Source organism: Chitinophaga sp. (assembly GCF_019236475.1).
GTDB lineage: Bacteria > Bacteroidota > Bacteroidia > Chitinophagales > Chitinophagaceae > Chitinophaga.
In genome coordinates, this window is record NZ_JAFAIX010000012.1 from 983,888 (window position 1) to 1,003,211 (window position 19,324).

The following is a 19,324-nucleotide window of genomic DNA, read 5'->3' on the forward strand; positions in this document are numbered from 1 at the left end:
ATACTTCATGATTGAAATAATTAGATAGATTGCAACGAAGTATTTGAATTCGTGTCACAGATCAGCTTTGGGGGAGGAAACAATGAAAACCGTTAACCGGTTAACCTTATTACAACCAAACTTCACCCATTACTTTAAGCAAGTGCCTTCTGTTTAACCTTGTATTGTACATCGTCAGGTCCTTTTGCAACGAGGGGGTCTGAAGAAAATACTTTTTTATTAACCAAACAACAAGCTAACAAAATGCTTATGAGGAAATTGTTATTTCTCCTCCTGGCCGTGCTATGCTTTGGCGGGCAGGTCATCGCACAAAGCCGCACTGTTACAGGTAAGGTTACAGATGGCCGAGACGGCTCCCCTATTCCTGGTGTGACCATTCATCTAAAAGGTTCCAATGTAGGAACTACTTCCACATCGGATGGTACTTACAAAATTTCTGTGAACAACAATGCTGTACTGGTATACTCTTTTGTGGGTTACCTGACGCAGGAATTACCAGCTAACAAAGATGTAATCAATGTAAAGTTAGCTAATGATGACAAGCAGTTGAGCGAAGTGGTAGTTACGGGTTATACGCAAGTAGACCGTAAGAAAATGGTAAGCTCCATCGCTGAAGTTGGTTCCAAGCAAATCGAAAACGTTCCTGTTACGGACGTAAACCAGGTCCTGCAAGGACGCGCACCAGGTGTGGTGAGTGCTTCCGGTTCTGGTCAGCCAGGTTCTAAGCAGAATGTGGCTATCCGTGGTATCGGATCACTGTACGCTGGCGCTAGTCCGCTGTATGTAATTGACGGGGTGATCGTGACCAACGGTCAGTTTAACTTCGACGTACAAACGCAATCCAGCGATGTGATGGCGAATATCAATCCAAATGATATTGAAACCATTAACGTACTGAAAGACGCATCTGCAACAGCCCTGTATGGTGCGCGTGGTAGTAATGGTGTAATTGTAATCAATACCAAGAAAGGTAAAGCAGGTACTTCTAAAGTGAATTTTAAAGCACAGTATGGCTTTAACTCTCCTAGCTTTGGTAACTGGAAATTAATGGATGCTAAACAGGCGTTTGACTATCAGCGTTTGTTATATGCTAATGCCGGTTATACCCAGGCTGAAATCGAAGAAACTGTTCCAGATTCTCTCCTGAAACATTCATTTGACTGGAATAAAGCAGCTTTCCAAAATGGGCATACCCAGAATTATGAAGTTAACTCCAGCGGAGGTAATGACAAAACGAAATACTATCTTTCTGGTTCTTACTTCAGCCAGGATGGTGCTTCGATTTATTCCGGTCTTAAACGTTACTCTGTTGTTTCCAATTTGCAACATCAGGTAAACGACAGATTGGATCTCGGTATGAACATGAACCTGTCTTATATCGATATGGATAACTCCGGTGCAGGTAACCGTTACAGCAGCCCGCTGTATGGTAGCTTCGCCAACAATCCTTTACTCCCTGCATACAAACCTGATGGTTCCCTGTATTCTGGTTTGGAAGACTATTGGCAGAATAACTCCAATAACGGAGATAACTTCCTGTATTCTTCTGCGCTGAATAAGAACATTAACCAGAACTTCCGTGGTATCGGTAAACTGTACCTCAACTACAAATTCTTTGACTGGTTGAAATTCACCCAAACCGTTGCCGCAGATTTCATCTACGGACATAATAAGACATACTTTGATCCTTCTACTGGTGACGGTTTTAACGGCGCTGATCCTGGAAAGAGTGGAGATTTGATTGAAGGACAGCAAATGAGCAGATCACTCACCAGTCAGACCTCCCTTCATGGCAATTTCAATGTAGGTAGCAAACATCAGTTTGATTACCTGGCATTGATGGAATATAATCCCAACCATTTTGAATCATTTAATGCGGAAGGAGTAGGTTTTGGTAGCGGTAGAATTCGTGTACTGGATGCCGCTTCTACCCCGCAGGCAGTAGGTGGTTCCTCAAATGATTACAGATTCCTATCTTACCTGGGCCAGATCAACTATACATTTAATAACAAATATTACCTGACTGCCTCTGTGAGAAATGATGGTTCCAGCCGCTTTGGAACTAACAGAATGTACGGTACTTTCTATGCATTCGGTGCATCCTGGAGAGTTATTGATGAGAACTTCATGAAATCCCAAACGTTGTTCAATGATCTGAAACTCCGTCTCAGCTATGGTTCTAATGGTAATGCTAATTTTGGTAACTACCAGTCAATGCAGTTGTACAAGTATGATATTGCTTACAATGGTGTGCCTGCCAGCCGCCCTATCCAGATGGGTAATCCTGACCTGACATGGGAAAGAAGTAACAATACCAACTTGGGTATTGATATGGCGTTCCTGCATAACCGACTGAATGCTTCCGTTGATCTGTATTATAAGAAAACAATCAACATGCTGCAGAACCGTCCGATGTCACCAACTTCTGGTTTTGGCAGTGTAGCACAGAATATCGGTAGTATGTCTAACAAAGGTATTGAAGCTACCATCTCTTCCAGAAATGTTGTTGGTCGCGACTTCCAGTGGAGTACTGATGTTACCTTCGGTATGAACAGAAATAAAATCCTTTCCTTGTATAAAGACCAGGATATTATTAATCCAGCAGATGCAGACGGAAATAGTTATACAGGAACGTTGCTGCGTGTAGGTTTACCTGCTTACACCTGGCGTCTGAAAGAATGGGCTGGTGTAGATCCTGCAAATGGTGATCCACTGTGGTATACTGCTGATGGTAAAAAAACCAATAATGTAAACCAGGCTTCCTACAAAACATTTGGTAGTACCATGCCAAGATATACTATTGGTTTGAACAACACATTCAGTTACAAAAACTTTACCTTATCTGCATTCTTCTATGCATCTCAAGGTAACGAGGTTATCAATGGTGCAGCAAGATATGGTGATGCGGATGGAGCACGTCCAAGCTGGAACTATGCTGTTATGGCTGGTGGTAACTACTGGACTAAACCAGGTGATAATGCTGCAAGACCAAAACCAATTGCTGGTGGTAACAAAAACTCTGTTGCGTTATCTACCCGTTACCTGGAAGATGGTTCTTACATCCGCCTGCGTAACATCACCCTGGGCTATAACCTGCCTAAAGAATGGTTGAAAGCAGCTAAAATTCAGAACGTTCGTGTATATGCACAAGGACAGAATCTGCTGACAATTACTGGTTACACTGGTATTGATCCAGAGCTTGACTTTACTGGTTATGAGTTTTTCAAGTATCCTGTTAGTAAAAGTGTAAGCTTTGGTGTTGACATTACCTTATAAAAAATTAAAGTTGCAATTATTATGAAAAGATATATCATTGGTTTGATGGCAGCGGGTTTGTTCCTCCAATCCTGCGCTGGCAAGCTCGAAGTAAAACCGTATGACTCATTAGTGGATGGCGAGGCGTTGGGAACCTTTGATCAGGTGAGCGTTGCACTGAATGGAGTCTATGATGGTTTGCAGTCTACTTCCTACTATGGCCGTAACTATTGGGTGATGACAGAAGTAAACGGAGATAACGTTTATATTGCCCGTTCCAACAGTAACCGTTTCCTGAGCAGTTTCCGTCACGATTATACTACACAGGATGGGGATGTAGAATCTTTCTGGAAAGCGGCGTACCAGGGTATCCTCCGTGCTAACAGGGTGATTGATGCGATTGACAAAGTGCAGGCAGCTCAGGCTGATAAAGATCTGACAAAGGGCCAAGCACTCGTTCTGCGCGCTTTAATGCATTTCGATCTGGTAAATGTATATGCAAGACCTTATGCACAGGGTGGTGGCAGTCAGCTAGGAGTACCTATCAAATTGAAATTTGAAGACACCTATCCTACACGTAATACCGTAAAGGAAGTGTATGATCAGGTAATCCTGGATTTAACTACTGCCCGGAATTTACTGAAAAATGCGGACCCTACCGATATATATCACGTAAATGCCAATACCGCAACTGCGTTACTGGCAAGAGTATATCTGCAGAAAGGTGATAAAGCTAATGCAGCACTGGAAGCAGCGAAAGTCATTAGCGGTGGTGCATATTCTTTGGTACCTTCTAATGCAAATTTCTATAACAATCCAGGTAGTGTGGAAGAAATCTTCACCCTGCGTTTTATGGATAGCGAGTCTACCGGTTCTGATAACATTGGTCAAATGTATCAGAAACCAGGTTATGGTGATGTTCGTGTATCTTCAGATCTGTACAGCACTTTTGATCCTGCTGACAGTCGCCTGGTATACTTCGGCAAATTGGCTGCTGAAACGACAAACCAGAAATTCACAGGTCAGGGTGGTAAAGCTGGTGCAACCAGTCCTAAACTGCTGCGTCTGGCTGAAATGTACCTGATTCATGCAGAAGCAGTAAGCGCAACAGATCCTAATACTGCAGTTGGCGATCTGAACACCATCAGACAAAATAGAGGTCTGCAACCACTGGCTGCTGTAGCGCCTACTGCCGTGCTGGATTCAGTACTGGCTGAAAGTCGCCGCGAATTCATGTTTGAAGGTCACCGTTATTTCGATCTGCTGAGAAACGGTAAAGGTGTAAATCGTAACATGTGTGGTAGTACACTGGAAATTGTAGCACCATGTACTATTGCTCCGGATGCTTACAACCTGATCTGGCCTATTCCACAGGCAGAGAAGAATGTAAACCCAGGTATTCAACAGAACGATGGTTATGGTAAATAACTAACGCGTTGTAACATATAAAAAAGAGTGCCTCGCCATTTGGCGGGGCACTCTTTTTTTATTCCTTCTTTCGTATATATTTCTTATTCTTTGGCAGAACCTTATGAATATATCTTTTGTTTTTAGTTAAGATACCTACCTAATTATTTGTATTTGAGAAAAAAAATATAGTGATATATTTGATTAAGGAAACAAAATCTAGAACATCGCTGTTATTACCCTGTTATTTAACAAATCTTTAGGTAAAATCATATGTAAAATTCATGGGATCTGTGTAACAACTAGTCACTGTTATACAGTTTAGGTTACTGCTTATAGGGTTTATAGCCCCGTTACGTTAACTTCTTTTTATTAGTCAATCAAAACCAAGTCGCTTATGAAAAAAGAGCTACTACTTTGGCTGTTCCTATTCGGCTGTGTACTGCATTCTGCTGCCCAGACACGAACGATCAGCGGAAAAGTTAGTGACGCAAAAGACGGCTCTGCAATTCCCGGTGTCACTGTTGTTGTTAAGGGCACCACTAAGGGCGTTTTTACTTCTTCTGATGGTACTTACAAGTTAAATGGAGTAGCATCGGGTGCCACGTTAGTTTTTTCTTTCGTTGGTTATCTCACTAAGGAAGTAACCCTGTCTGCCAGTGACATTATTGATGTTGCAATGGAAGCCGACAAAAAACAACTCGGAGAAGTTGTTGTAACTGCCGTAGGTCTGAAAAGAAACGAAGCTTCACTGGGTTACTCAGTGGCCACAGTGAAGCCGGATCAAATCACGCAAAAATCAGAACCTGATATGTTGAAAGGCCTGCAAGGTAAAGTTGCAGGTGTAGACATCAATACCTCCCAAGGTACTCCAGGTGCTGCTACCCGTATCAATATCCGTGGTAATACCTCTTTCTTCGGAAATAACGAACCATTGATCGTGGTGGATGGAGTTCCCTACAACAATGACATGGTGGCTACCTCTAACCAAACCAATGGTGGAGGTGCGTACCAAAACGGGTTATCTTCCCTTGACCCGAATGATATCGCTTCCATGACTGTTCTGAAAGGTGCTGCTGCCGCTGCATTGTACGGTTCCAGAGCATCCAATGGCGCGATTATCATTACCACCAAATCAGGTTCCGCTTCTATGTCTAAACGTAAGACAGAAGTCACCTACTCTTCTGGTATTACGTTTGAAACAATTGCCAGTTATCCCAAATATCAGAATATATATGGGACTGGTTCCAGTTTTACTTACGCCAATGCGAATGGTTCATGGGGGCCTAAATTTGGCACATTGGATTCCATCCCCGTTTGGCCTAACTATCTGACGGCTTTCCCAAATCTGTTTCCTGCATCAGGTAAAATACCTTATCGGGCGGTGCCAAATAACGTAAGAGACCTCTTCAGAACAGGTTTCATCTCAGAAAACTCTGTCAGTGTAAACGGAGGTAGCGACAAGGGTGCCATTAGTGCTACTGCCAGTTATCTGAGCCAGGATGGTTATGTACCTCATTCTTCGTTCAATCGTGGTAGTATGTCTATTGGGGGTATCACACGGCTTGCCAATGGCCTCACTGTGAATGGTAACTTCAGCTACAGTACAACTAACCAAGTCGGTTCTCTCTTCGGAGAAAACCAGGTCGATGGCTCCGCGTCTTCCTTTGCCCGTAACCTCTTCCTCGGAAGAACCTGGAATCTGGCAGGACTTCCTTTCCAAGATGCCAATGGAAGGCCGGTATCTACCAACAGTTCCCAATACGATAACCCGCTCTGGGATTTCGTTCATAATACCGCTACTACCAGAACAGACAGGTATACTGCCGGGCTCAAATTTAACTATGATATCCTGCCCTGGTTCAATGCCAGTTATTCACTGGGTACCAACGTTAATAACTTTACCCGTAAGGAAATCGTTGATTTGGGGTCCCGTGGTGCAAAAGGGGTAGGTCAGATTACAAATCAGGACTATCGCTTCGCGGAAATCGAGTCCAACTTGATAGGTACTTTCACTCCCAAACTGAGAAATAATGATATTGGACTGAAAGTATTGGTAGGTCATAACGTGAACCAACGTACGACCAACTCTACCATTATGCAGGGCCAACAAATAATTTCTCCCGGTATTTATTCACTGAGTAATACCAAAGTGGTGCTGCCACTGCAAAACGTAATGATCCAGCGCAGACTTTGGGGCCTATTCGGGGAAGTAGATCTGGATTACAAAAAATGGTTGTTCCTGACGGTAACAGGTCGTAACGACTGGTCATCCACGTTACCAATGAACAACCACAGTTACTTCTACCCAAGTGTGGCTGCTTCCTGGATATTCACAGAGGCACTTAAAATGGAAAGCAAAGTGCTGACATACGGTAAACTCCGTGCTAGCTGGGCGAAAGTAGGTCGCGATGCAGATCCATATTCATTAATGAATGTATTCTCTGTGAATCCTAACTTCCTCACACAGTCTTCTGTATCACAAAATCCAACAGCAGGTAATCCAAAACTAAAACCTGAGTTTACGCAAGACTGGGAAGTGGGTACCACCTTGGAATTCTTTGAAAGGAGAATTGCATTAGACTTTGCCTACTATCAACGTACCTCTACCAACCAGATTGCCCCATTAACACTGGCGCCATCTTCCGGTTATCAACAAGTGTTTGATAACTATGGTAAGCTGAGTAACAAGGGTATTGAAGTTGATTTGAATTTTGTACCGGTTAAAACAAAGGATCTTACCTGGAGCTTCCACTGGATATTTACCAGAAACGTGAGTAAGGTAGTATCCCTGAAAGCTGGTGTAGACAGGCTCCCATTGAATGGCGTACTGAATACGATCAGTCCATTCTTGGAACCAGGTCTGCCTTACGGTTACTTAAGAGGTACAGTGGATGCACGTGATAAAGATGGTGCGCTGTTAATAGATCCAACCAATGGATTCCTGATCAGGAATAGTTCTCAAAGAATGATTGGTAATCCTAACCCTGATTTCAAAACAGGTTTGAGTACCTCTGTAAGTTACAAGGGTTTTTTCCTGAATGCATTGTTTGACCTCACCAGAGGTGGCGATATATATACCGTAACGGTAAGTTCTCTGTTAGGCCGTGGTGTAACATTGGATACGAAAGATCGTGAAAACGTGTACATCATTCCTGGATATTATGGAGACGTAAACAACCCTGGTACTCCACTGTTGGATTCCAAAGGAAACCGTATTCCCAACCAGACAGGTATTAGCTTGTTTGAATTGTACTTTGGTGAAACCTTCGCCATTAACTCTGCAACAGAATGGAATGTATACGATGCAACTGTATATACATTCCGTGAGTGTACCCTTGGGTATGATTTTCCTAAATCCATGTTCGCAAAAACTCCTATTGGTGGTCTAACAGTAACATTGACTGGTCGTAACCTGTGGTTCTACGCACCGGGTATGCCGAAATATTCACACTTCAATCCTGAAGTCGGCAGCTTTGGTTCCAGTACAACACAAGGGATTGAATTATCAGGTGCACCTACAACACGTCGTTTTGGTGTGAACGTGAAAGTGACCTTCTAGTTTTCATAAAAACAATCAATCGATGAAAAGACTAAGATATATTATCATTGGAGTGTTTCTGGTAATTGCTGCTAGCTGTACCAAAGACTTCCTTAAGATAAACACCGATCCAAATAACCCAACGACGTCCACGCTTCCATTATTATTAACTGCATCGGAAGAAGGTCTGACATACATGTTGGGTTTTAGTAACAGTAGTTCCCGTGGAGCCGTTGGCTTAACAGAAGTATTGGCCGTCTATGTGCATCAGGTAACCGTACGTGAAGATCCGGACCAATATGGGGCGCAGGGAGATGATTTCAATATCAATGGCGCCTGGAATCAGTTTTACACCGCCGCCAAGCAAAACAATGATTTGCTTGGTGCCATGGAAAATCTGAATGTATTGATCCGACAGGCAGATGCCGCCGGCGATCACAGGTATTCCGGTATCGGAAGGATTCTGAAGGCTTATGGCATGAGTATGATGGTAGATGCTTTTGCGGATATTCCTTTCTCTCAGGCCAACCAATATGCATTGGCTGGCATTGGCTATCCCGTATTTGATAAAGGAGCAACTATCTATCCACAGTTATTTACCATGTTGGATTCAGGAATAGCGATGCTTTCCATTAAAGGAGGCAATACCACTGTTCCGGGAACGGATGATATACTGTTTGGAGGAGATACCGTGAAATGGAGAAAAGCAGGAAATAGTATCAAGTTGAAGATGTTGAATCAGGTAAGGTTGGTGCAGAATGTTTCTGCGCAAGCCACCTCTTTGACCTCTTCTGCCAGTAACCTGATTGGCTCCTGGACAGGCGCCATGAAAGTGAATTATACTTCGCAGCAGACACCGGATGACAGAAATCCTGGTTATAATGATTACTACGCTACGCAGAAGTCGCATTACATGAGTCCATGGTTTTATTCCATCTTGAAGGGATATAATCCGAATATTCTCACAGGAATACAGGACCCAAGGATTCCATATTACTTCTACAATCAGAACAGTGCTACAGATGCTGCGCAGAATACCACAGAATTCCGGGATGGAGGATTTATCAGTATTTATTTTGGCTCTCAGGGGCCTAACCGGGATAAATCCCAGGATAACAGTTTGACTGTATTTGGTATTTATCCGGTGGGGGGTAAGTATGATGATGGCAGTCACACCGTGGTTAATAACAACAGTGCAACAGGAGCGGCGCCATTACGTTTGCTGACCTATGCAGATGTGTTATATATCGAGGCAGAACTAATGCTCACTGGGAATATTCCTGGCAACCCAAGAGCCACGTTGTTGGCAGCCATACAGGAATCTTTCCACCAGGTAGATCTCGTAGTAGCAGTTGCAAATAAAGGGCAGAACATCCCTGCATTAGTTGGTTCCGCTGCCATGACTACTTATGTAAATGCTGTAATGGCACAATATGATGCCCGATCAATAACAGGAAAACTGGAAATGGTAATGACGCAAAAGTGGATATCTAGTTTTGGTTTCAGTTGCGATGCTTATACAGATTATCGTCGTACGGGTTTTCCAGTACTCTGGAATCCTAATGATCCTACGATGGCCCCTGGCGGGTTGGTGCAACCTCCGATTAATGGTGATCCTACACAGCCTGGAGCGCAGCCTAAAGTAAAGGTAGCGTTGAACAGAGGGTATCCATTATCGCTTCCATGGCCTATTAATGAGTTGAATGTAAACAAGAATGCACCGGCTCAGAAAAATCCGGCATCATACCCAGTATTTTGGAAACCATAAACAGCATTAAAACTTTGAAAGTATGAAGAAACTAAATAGTTTGATGATAATGCTACTTGCAACATGCATATTCTTTGCATGCCGCAAGAATGATAATCCAAGATTACCGGAAGGCATTGTTAAGTCTGTGCTACCACAACTTAGCATTACCGGAGGAGGGGATGTTATCATTCAGCAAATGAGTGCATTTAAAACGAATATCCAGGTAGCCTTATATTTTCCTAATGGCGAACAGCCGCAGAAGATGGATTTGCGGGTAATCCTTAATGGGAATTACAACAATATCCAGACGATTCAGGCTAATATTACCACCTTCCCTACTACGGTTACAGTTACTGGTCCGCAGTTGGCGCAGTTGTTTGGCTTGAATGTAAATAATCCGCCTACAGGAAGTTCCTTCACCATAGCGCCAGATATTACACTGAAGAATGGGAAGGTAATACAAGCTTTCACCACGGGGCTTTCCGGAGCTACTGTAATCAATCTGCCGCCATTTGGAACAGATGCGCATTCCTTCCCAAATTCTACATTGACCCTGAATTTCCCGATTGTATGTCCTTTGAACATGCATCTTTATGCGCCTGAAGTAGGCTTCAGCATATTAAATGTGCAAGATCCGGACTTCTGGGGGAATTATACAGTCAGGGCGCAGATAGGCTCAGGTGCGGATACGGCTAAACTAACTTTGTTAGACTGGGTGCAAATTCCAAATGCAGCAGTAGTGGCTATTGTGAATGTAAAAACGCAGCAGGTAACGGTGCCAAAAGTGACATATGCACCTCTTTTGCTTACTACGCCTTATCATAATCCAACTGTAAGTGGATCAGGTAATATGAGTACTTGTGATACATCCATTTTACTCACGCTGACCAATACGGTAACGGAAGGTAGTTTTGGCAACGCCAATACGAGAATTAGTGTGCATTGAGTATAACAAAATATTCTTTAGAAAAAGCGGTTCGGATACGAGCCGCTTTTTTTATGTTAAAAGTTGTGTAGAAAAATATATAAGGGCTATTATTTAATTCTCCATTAAATAATTGTTCTTCAATATTTTTCCCATATTAACGATTCTTTAAGTTAGAAAATGTTAAATAATAACACGATAATGTTATGGAATCGGATTGGCATTACAGTATATTTGTCAGATAACTTTAGGGTGTATGCCTTGAGAGTTGACAAAATCTGACGCTTATTTAGGATAGAAGGAGTTTAAATTGCTTATGAGGGAACATTCGCCAACCGAAATTTTCCTGTTATAAAAAGAACAATCCATTTTAGCGATTCAATAGGGGGTATTTAACGATGCTTCCGTCAGTAAGAATGTAGAATGTCTGCTGTAGTGCAGGAGCTATTGTAGCTGATAGAAGTTTTGTCAGATTTTAGAGAATTTTCAACCAATCGAATCAAAATTTAACTGATAAAGTACAGTGGGATTTAAAATAATTATTCATTAAGGTTTTTCAGATGGCTCTCAGTAATAAAGTACTGTAGTAGTATTCATTTTATCTTATTTATTGAATTTGGTTATGTAAATGAAGGCGAAGATGTCTAATGGCACTCCTATACTCATTACCTAGCCAATAATTACCGATTTACTTTTATCTAATCAAGATCGCTTATGAAGAAAGGATTATTCCTCTGGCTGCTAGCAGTCCTCAGTGTCTTTCAGGCACTAGCTCAATCAAGAACGATTTCAGGTAAGGTAACCGATGCAAAAGACGGTTCTCCCTTGCCTGGCGTTACTGTAAAGATCCCTGGTACCAATGTTGGTACGCTTACCACTCCGAATGGTGAATTTAAACTGACTGTTGCAGATAAAACCAACACATTGGAATTTTCCTTTGTTGGTTATGCTGTACAGAAAGTAAATGTCACTGGTAGAAGCAGTGTGAATGTGTTGCTGGAAGGCGACCAGAAAGCGCTGAATGAAGTGATTGTTGTGGGTTATGGTACACAGGAACGTAAAAACGTAACTGCATCTATCGCTAAGATTGATGGTGGTGCGTTAAAGAATGCTGCTTCTCCTGCGATTGACCGTCAATTGGCTGGTCAGGTAGCGGGTGTACAGGCTACTGTAGGAAGTGGTGTACTGGGTCAACCTGCTCGTATCCGTATCCGTGGTACAAACTCCCTGAGCTCCGGTACAGATCCTCTGTACGTAGTTGATGGAGTACCTATCATCACTGGTGATCAGAGTGGTGTAACTCCTTACAACCCACTGGGTGATATCAACCCTAATGATATCGAAAGTATGGAAGTACTGAAAGATGGTTCTGCAACTGCGATCTACGGTTCTCGCGCTGCGAATGGCGTTATCCTCGTTACCACCAAAAAAGGTAAACAAGGTAAAGCTAAAATCAACTATGATGCTTGGTTTGCTGCTGCGTCTCCATCTAAAAAATTCAGCCTGCTGAATGCAGATGAATTCATTACTATCGCGAATGAAAAATATACTAATAAAGGCGCTGCTGCTCCTGCGAAACCAACACCTAATCCTAATGGCGGTAACTATGATACCGATTGGCAGGATATCGTGACCAGAACTGGTTTCCAGCAGAATCACAACCTCTCTATCAGCGGTGCAAATGATCAAACCAACTACTACGTTTCATTAGGTTATTCTGACTTGAAAGGTATGCTGGTGGGTAACGATCAGAAAAAATACCAGTTGCGTATGAAAGTAGAACAGAAAGCACTGGACATCGTAACACTGGGTGTTAATGCTGCTGTTTCTCACACTACCAACAATGGTTTCAATACCGGCGCAAGTGGTCTGTCTAGCTCTATTTCCAATGCACTGCGTTCTTTACCAAACGTACCTGCTATGTGGCCTGACGGTACCTACAATATTGATGTTGCGGGTAACGTTCTGGGACAAGGTGCTAACCTGACTTCCATTGCGGATAACTACACCAACATTAAATATGTACTGGATCACAATATCTACAGAAACAAAAACCTGGCATTCACTGGTAACTCTTTCGTGAATGTGGAAGTCCTCAAAGGTTTAAACCTGAGATCTCAAATTGGTGTAAACCTGCTGAGCGGCGAAGACTACCAATATTGGAATCCAATCCATGGTGATGGTAGAAGCAGCGGTGGTTACGTATTTCAACAACAAATTCCTAGCTTCCGTTACAACTGGGCTAATACTTTATCCTATAACAAAACTTTCAATGGCCACAACATCAATGCTGTTGCAGGTATGGAAGTTCAGAAAAGCAGAGAAAGATATTTCTATGGTCAGGCTAATGGTCTGAGCAGTCCTTTCTTTGGCGATAACAACCTGATCTCTGGTAGCTATACTACTCAGAAATCTGGTGGTGGAATTGTTGAAAGAGCCTTCAGATCAACATTTGCTCGTGTAGCTTATACTTATAAAGACCGTTATATCTTATCCGGTACTTTCCGTAGAGATGCTATCTCTTCTCTGCCTCCGGGTCATCAGAATGCTAACCTGCCAGGTGTTTCTGCTGGTTGGAGACTTTCTGAAGAAAGCTTCTTCAAAAATGCTGGTATCGCAAATGTATTCAGCAATGTAAAAATCCGTGGTGGTTGGGCTAAAGTAGGTAACGTAGATATCGGATCATATCCATATGTAGGTTCTTACAAAGCTGCTGTTTATGGTACTAACGGTGGTCTGGTTTATAACAACGTTTATAACCCTAATCTGACCTTCGAAACCAGTAAAAAAGTTAACCTTGGTCTGGACCTGGGTCTGTTGAAAGATCGTATCACTGTTACTGCTGATTACTTCAAGAACAATATCGACAACATGGTATTGTCTGCACCAGTTGCTCCTTCCCTTGGTGTTCCAAGTGCAGGTGCTCCAAACCAAATCAGCCTGAACGTAGGTAAGATGTACAACCAAGGTGTTGAGTTCTCTGTAAACTCTACCAATATTAGCAAAGGTGACTTTACCTGGACAACTGCATTCAACGTTACTTTTGTACAGAACAAAGTACAGGCACTGGTTAATAACCAAGATATCGTAAAGAGCTACAATGTAACTAGCGTTGGACGTACTATCGGTGAATTCTATGGTTATGTTTACCAAGGTGTAAACCCTGCAAACGGTAACCCACTGTGGCAGAAAGCAGATGGTTCTACTGTACAAGGCGACTACAAAACTGCTGCATACTACAAGTATGATCCTTCCAAACCTGGTGATATGAGTCAGCCTGCTGCAGCGCTTACCGCTACAGACAAACAGTTCCTGGGTAAATCCACTCCTACTTACTATGGTGGTCTGAACAACACTGTTACTTACAAAGGATTTGATTTCAATATCTTCTTCTCCTTCGCAGGTGGTAACAAAGTGTACAACGTTACCCGTCAGGAAACACTGAACAACCAGAAATTCCAGAACAACGGTAAAGAAATCCTGGACAGATGGACTACTCCTGGTCAAATTACCAGCGTACCTAAACTGTACCAAGGTTCTGACAACTTCATTCTGCAGAATGGTAACCTGAACAGCCGCTTCCTGGAAAAAGGTGACTTCATCCGTGCTCAGAACATTGGTCTCGGTTATAATCTGCCTAAAGACATGTTAAACCGTATTAAACTGAACAGCGTTCGTATCTATGCACAGGTTCAAAATGCTTTTGTAATTACTAAGTACAAAGGTGTTGATCCTGAGCTGAACTACAACATTTCTGGTCAGTCTGGTAACATCGAGCCAGGTCTGGATTATAATACTTCTCCAGTTCCTCGTACTTATACTTTGGGTTTAAACATTGGTCTGTAATTGTTGGGAAAAACAAAAATTATTATGAGAAACATGTTCAAGTATCAATATAAAAGAAATGCTGGCCTGGTGCTCGCTGCTGGCCTTATGGCTGCTGCCGGTCTCGCCTCCTGCAAAAAATACACGGAGCTGAAGCCGAAAAACCAGGTGGATGAAAAAGTTGTATTCACAGATTCATCCAATATTGAACTGGCACTGAATGGTGTGTATAACACTGCTACTGTAGGTAGCTATAACGATTCTTACTCCGGTCGTGGATATCCTTTTGGTGCTGCTGCTATCGAACAGGATGAAATGAGAGGTGAGGATATGGTCAACCTGGCTACTTTCTACGAAATCACTTACAAATCTACTTACGGTACCACTACTGCCAATAACGTGGCAATGTGGGTGAACTTATACTCTGTAATTAACCAGGCGAATGTATTCATTGAAGGAATACAGGATGCCGCCAAGAATAATGTTATTTCTGGTCCTAAGGAATTACAGTTAGAATCTGAAGCCCGCTTCCTGCGCGCTTTATCTGCTCACGAGCTGGTACTGCATTTCTGCCGTCCTTATGCAGATGGTAATGGTAGTCAGGCAGGGGTACCTTATCGTACTGTTGCTACCAACACTGTGCAGAAAGTTCAGCAGAATCTTACTATGCCAAGAGGTACAGTAGCGGATGATTATAAAGCGATGCTGGCTGATCTGGATTTCGCAGAGCAGAACATTGGTACTGGAAATGCTATTTCCAAAGCCAACAAAGGTGCTGCTATTGCGCTGAAAACAAGGATCAAACTGCACATGGGTGATTATGCAGGAGTAATTGCAGAAGCTACCAAATTAGGTGCTAACCTGGCTACTCCAGGCAGTCCTGTTAATGGTTACAAACTGGAAGCAGATCCAACTACCGTGTTTGGTTCCTATTCTAAAAACACAGAGTCTATCTTCTCTATCGCCAACAGCGTAAACGCGAATGGTGATGTGAATGGTGCCCTCGCTCAAATGTTCGGTTCATCTGCACCTGCTGCTGGTCGTGGTCTGGTTGCAATCAGTCCTAATCTGTATAATGCAGCTTACTGGCCTACAACTGATGCTCGTAGAAATCTGCTTCTCAGACAATCTGGTAAGCAATACATTTTCACAACGAAGTATACTGATTATGCCAATAAAGGTGATTGGGCTCCAATCATCCGTTATGCAGAGGTACTGCTGAATGCTGCTGAAGCATACAACCGTACTGGTAATGCTGTACAAGCATACCTGCTGTATAAAACAGTACATAACAGATCAAATAAAGTGGGTACAATTGGTAATCTGCCTGACCTTATTCCTGGCACCATTACTGACCTGACGCTGGCTATCCTGAATGAGCGTCGTGTTGAGTTCGTGGCTGAAGGTCGTCGTTGGCCAGATATTCATCGTCTGGCACTGGATGCCAAATACGGTACTGGCGGTATTCCTGCTAAAGTTGATCCAGCTATCCTGAAATCAAGCGGTGCTGATTACGATACCTTAAAAGCGCCGATTATTCCAACTGGTATTGCTGCTATTCCATATAGCGACTACCGTTTCCTCTGGCCGTTCCCAGCCACTGAAACTGCTTCCAACCCAACTTTGAAAGCGTCTCAGAATCCTGGTTACTAATGGTCTTTGCAATAAAGTGTAGAGCAAACTTGTAGATAAACTAGTAAATGAAAGTAAGGGTGTACCAATCGGTACACCCTTCTTTTTTGACCTTTATCTCCCTAATATCCCACAAAAAAATCCCCGGTAGTATCAGTTACTACCGGGGATTTTTTATTCGTTTTATGCTATCATTTTAAGACTTCTTTCAGCTTGGCTTCCAGTTCAGGTCCTCTCAGATTAGAGGCAATTACTTTACCCTGTGGATCCATTAAGAAATTAGCTGGAATAGCATTGATGCCGTACATATTCACCACAGCAGATTCCCAGTATTTCAGGTCGCTAACATGTGTCCAGTCCAGTTTATCCTTTTTGATCGCATCGAGCCAGTTACCTTTCTCTTTATCAAGGGAAACTCCCAGTACTGTGAAGTTCTTGTTTTTGAACTGTTGGTAAGCTTTTACCACATTTGGGTTTTCAGCACGGCAAGGTCCGCACCAGCTAGCCCAGAAGTCCACCAGTACATATTTACCACGGAAGGAACTGAGACTAACCATTTTACCGGTAGGATCAGGCAGTGAGAATTCAGGAGCTGCTTCGCCGATTTTAACTGCGATAGAAGGACCTTCGCCACCTGCTGCGTCAGCGCCAGTGGCAGTCTGCGATTTTTCCATTTCTGCTACTCTATCCAGCATGCTTTTAACCAGGGTATTTTTAGGGAAGCGTTTTCCCATATTGGCCAGCACTTGTTTGTGTGCGATGATCTCCTCTCCGTTTCTTACTTGGCTGATAGCAAAAACTGCATTAGCAGGGAATTTTGTCTTATCGGCAGCAATAAAGAAGCTTTCTTCAAAATCCTTTTCTTTACGCTGGAAATCCTGCACTTTAGGTTGTAAAATGCTGTCTGGCGTTTTAATAGTGTGCAAACTATCCAGGGTACGCATTTCTTCTGTCAGCGCGATGGATTGTTTGCTGATATCTCCCAGGAATTTCTGGAGTTCGGCAGTGGATTCAGAACCTTCCACTTTCATGTTTTCCAAGTCGTCCATATTCCCTTCCAGCTTCATATCGCCGGCATCCAGGGAGAGCACGACGAATTTGCCATTCGGGAATTTGATGCGGTAGAGGCCTTGTTCGGGCACCATGCCTTTCAAGGTGAATTTACCGCTTGCATCCTTTACTGTGGTGGAATCCACCGCTTTAACATTGGCTAATGTCAGTTCTTCCAATACTACAGATCCAAGAGGTAGGTTAGTAAAGTGTCCTTCAATTTTGAATTCTCCTTTTTCCTGTTGCTGACCCGTACATCCCGCGATCAATGCGGCGGCTGACAACCATAAAAAGTATTTTTTCATGTATTCGAAATTTTAAATCTGATTGCGCAAACCTCCAAATTAGGTTAAAATTGCGGATTGGCCTTAACCTTTCAGTTTTTCCGCCAGTAATTCATTGGTGAGACGCGGGTCTGCTTTGCCTTTGGAGGCTTTCATCACTTCGCCCACGAAAAGCGCCAGTAAGCCTTTTTTGCCCCCACGATAAGCCGCTACTTTGTCCGGATATTTTGCCAGTACTTCATCAATGATGGGCCCAATATTGTCGGCATTGGTGTCCTGGAGCAGATTCAGCCTGGTAGCTATTTCCATTGGCTCATCAGGATGGTTAATCATCTCCGGGAGTATGCGGGAGGAAGCGATGGAAAAGCTCACTTTCCCACTGTCGGCCAGTGCGATGAGCTGTGCCAGCCTTTCCGGCGTTATAGGGAAATCCTTGATATCTGCGGAATGCTCATTCAGCCAGGATTTCACTGGTCCCAGCATCCAGTTGGCGGCTGCTTTGTATTGGGCAGTAATGACAGTCAGTGCTTCAAAGTAATCAGCGGTGGCTTTATCATCGCAAATTACCCTGGCATCATATTCTGACAAGTTATACTGAGTAGTATATTTCTGCATCAATTCTTCTGGTAACGCAGGAAGCGTGGCCCGGATGGATTCAATAAAAGCATCGCTGAGCTTGAATGGCGCCAGGTCCGGTTCAGGGAAATATCTGTAGTCATTGGCTTCTTCCTTGGAGCGCAAACTGAAAGAGCTGCCAGTAGCGGCGTCAAAGCTTCTCGTTTCCTGTATGAGCCTCCCTCCTGTTTCCAAAATCTCTATCTGCCTTTTCACTTCTGCTTCAATGGCCCTTTTTACATTTCGGATGGAGTTCATATTCTTGACCTCCACTTTGGTACCCAGTGTGGTGGTGCCTTTAATGCGCACAGAAATATTGGCATCGCATCGCATGCTGCCTTCTTCCATATTACCATCGCAAACGCTTAGATAACGAACTAATCGCCTTAGCTCTGTCAGGTAGGCATAGGCCTCATCGCTGGAATGCATGTCTGGCTCGCTCACTATTTCCACGAGTGGCACACCTGCGCGGTTATAATCCACATAACTGAAGGCCGGGTCCTGATCATGCAGTAGTTTACCGGCATCTTCCTCCAGGTGAATGCGGTTCAACTGAATATCTCTGGTGCCGGCTTCTGTGGAGATGCGGACGTAGCCGCCATTACAGATCGGAGCAGTATGTTGGGATACCTGATATCCTTTAGGGAGATCGGGATAGAAGTAATTTTTGCGGGCGAAATAATTATCTTTTTCGATGGCGCAATGACAAGCTAGTCCCAGTTTTATGGCATACTCGGCCGCTTTTTTGTTCATCCGGGGCAAAGTGCCGGGATGAGCCATGGTAATCGGACTGATATGCGTATTGGGAGAACCACCAAAAGCGGCGCTATCGCTGCAGAAAAGCTTGCTTTCTGTCAGCAACTGGGCATGAACTTCAAGCCCGATCACGGTTTCGTACTTACTGTAATCCAAGAGGTGATAATTTAAAATATTCAATAAAGTTGAACTGACTGCAACTCACCACTAAAATTGTAATCAATTACTACAAATATATTCAAATAATGCTGGGATTCTGGGCAAATTCATGCGAAGAAAGTGCT

At 43.2% G+C, this 19,324-nt stretch carries 9 protein-coding genes; 7 read left to right on the forward strand and 2 right to left on the reverse strand.

The genetic code is table 11. The features are described from left to right. The first annotated feature begins 249 nt into the window (after positions 1-249). From JO154_RS20270 to JO154_RS20300, 7 genes are all read left to right on the forward strand, one after another. Complete coding sequence (locus tag JO154_RS20270) at positions 250-3,276, forward strand: TonB-dependent receptor (protein ID WP_291948922.1); 3,027 nt, start codon at positions 250-252, stop codon at positions 3,274-3,276. Between the two features lie 21 nt (positions 3,277-3,297). Continuing rightward, positions 3,298-4,683 carry a RagB/SusD family nutrient uptake outer membrane protein gene (locus JO154_RS20275; RefSeq protein WP_291948924.1) on the forward strand — a complete coding sequence of 462 codons (1,386 nt, stop codon included), beginning with the start codon at positions 3,298-3,300 and terminating at the stop codon, positions 4,681-4,683. 376 nt (positions 4,684-5,059) lie between these two features. Beyond that, complete coding sequence (locus tag JO154_RS20280; protein WP_291948926.1) at positions 5,060-8,224, forward strand: SusC/RagA family TonB-linked outer membrane protein; 3,165 nt, start codon at positions 5,060-5,062, stop codon at positions 8,222-8,224. Positions 8,225-8,246: 22 nt separating this feature from the next. Next, positions 8,247-9,971, forward strand: coding sequence for a SusD/RagB family nutrient-binding outer membrane lipoprotein (locus JO154_RS20285; RefSeq protein ID WP_291948928.1), 1,725 nt, complete (start codon positions 8,247-8,249; stop codon positions 9,969-9,971). A 22-nt stretch (positions 9,972-9,993) separates the two neighbouring features. Continuing rightward, entirely contained in the window at positions 9,994-10,899 is a 906-nt protein-coding gene (locus tag JO154_RS20290; protein ID WP_291948930.1) for a hypothetical protein, read from the forward strand. A gap of 693 nt (positions 10,900-11,592) precedes the next feature. Beyond that, complete coding sequence (locus tag JO154_RS20295; protein WP_291948931.1) at positions 11,593-14,724, forward strand: TonB-dependent receptor; 3,132 nt, start codon at positions 11,593-11,595, stop codon at positions 14,722-14,724. A gap of 24 nt (positions 14,725-14,748) precedes the next feature. Further along, on the forward strand, positions 14,749-16,356 hold the full coding sequence (locus JO154_RS20300) for a RagB/SusD family nutrient uptake outer membrane protein (RefSeq protein WP_291948934.1): 1,608 nt from the start codon (positions 14,749-14,751) through the stop codon (positions 16,354-16,356). Between the two features lie 170 nt (positions 16,357-16,526). On the opposite strand, the gene JO154_RS20305 is transcribed toward JO154_RS20300, so the two are convergent. Further along, the gene (locus JO154_RS20305; protein ID WP_291948936.1) at positions 16,527-17,690 is read right to left on the reverse strand and encodes a TlpA disulfide reductase family protein; all 1,164 of its coding nucleotides are present in this window, start codon (positions 17,688-17,690) and stop codon (positions 16,527-16,529) included. A 63-nt stretch (positions 17,691-17,753) separates the two neighbouring features. Next, complete coding sequence (gatB, locus tag JO154_RS20310; protein ID WP_291948938.1) at positions 17,754-19,196, reverse strand: Asp-tRNA(Asn)/Glu-tRNA(Gln) amidotransferase subunit GatB; 1,443 nt, start codon at positions 19,194-19,196, stop codon at positions 17,754-17,756. Positions 19,197-19,324 lie beyond the last annotated feature (128 nt).

Bases quoted from the DNA above. Each gene is read 5' to 3' on its own strand.
- JO154_RS20280 (WP_291948926.1), top strand. From the start codon at position 5,060: ATGAAAAAAGAGCTACTACTTTGGCTGTTCCTATTCGGCTGTGTACTG.
- JO154_RS20275 (WP_291948924.1), top strand. From the start codon at position 3,298: ATGAAAAGATATATCATTGGTTTGATGGCAGCGGGTTTGTTCCTCCAA.
- JO154_RS20285 (WP_291948928.1), top strand. From the start codon at position 8,247: ATGAAAAGACTAAGATATATTATCATTGGAGTGTTTCTGGTAATTGCT.
- JO154_RS20270 (WP_291948922.1), top strand. From the start codon at position 250: ATGAGGAAATTGTTATTTCTCCTCCTGGCCGTGCTATGCTTTGGCGGG.
- JO154_RS20305 (WP_291948936.1), bottom strand. From the start codon at position 17,690: ATGAAAAAATACTTTTTATGGTTGTCAGCCGCCGCATTGATCGCGGGA.
- JO154_RS20295 (WP_291948931.1), top strand. From the start codon at position 11,593: ATGAAGAAAGGATTATTCCTCTGGCTGCTAGCAGTCCTCAGTGTCTTT.
- JO154_RS20300 (WP_291948934.1), top strand. From the start codon at position 14,749: ATGAGAAACATGTTCAAGTATCAATATAAAAGAAATGCTGGCCTGGTG.
- JO154_RS20290 (WP_291948930.1), top strand. From the start codon at position 9,994: ATGAAGAAACTAAATAGTTTGATGATAATGCTACTTGCAACATGCATA.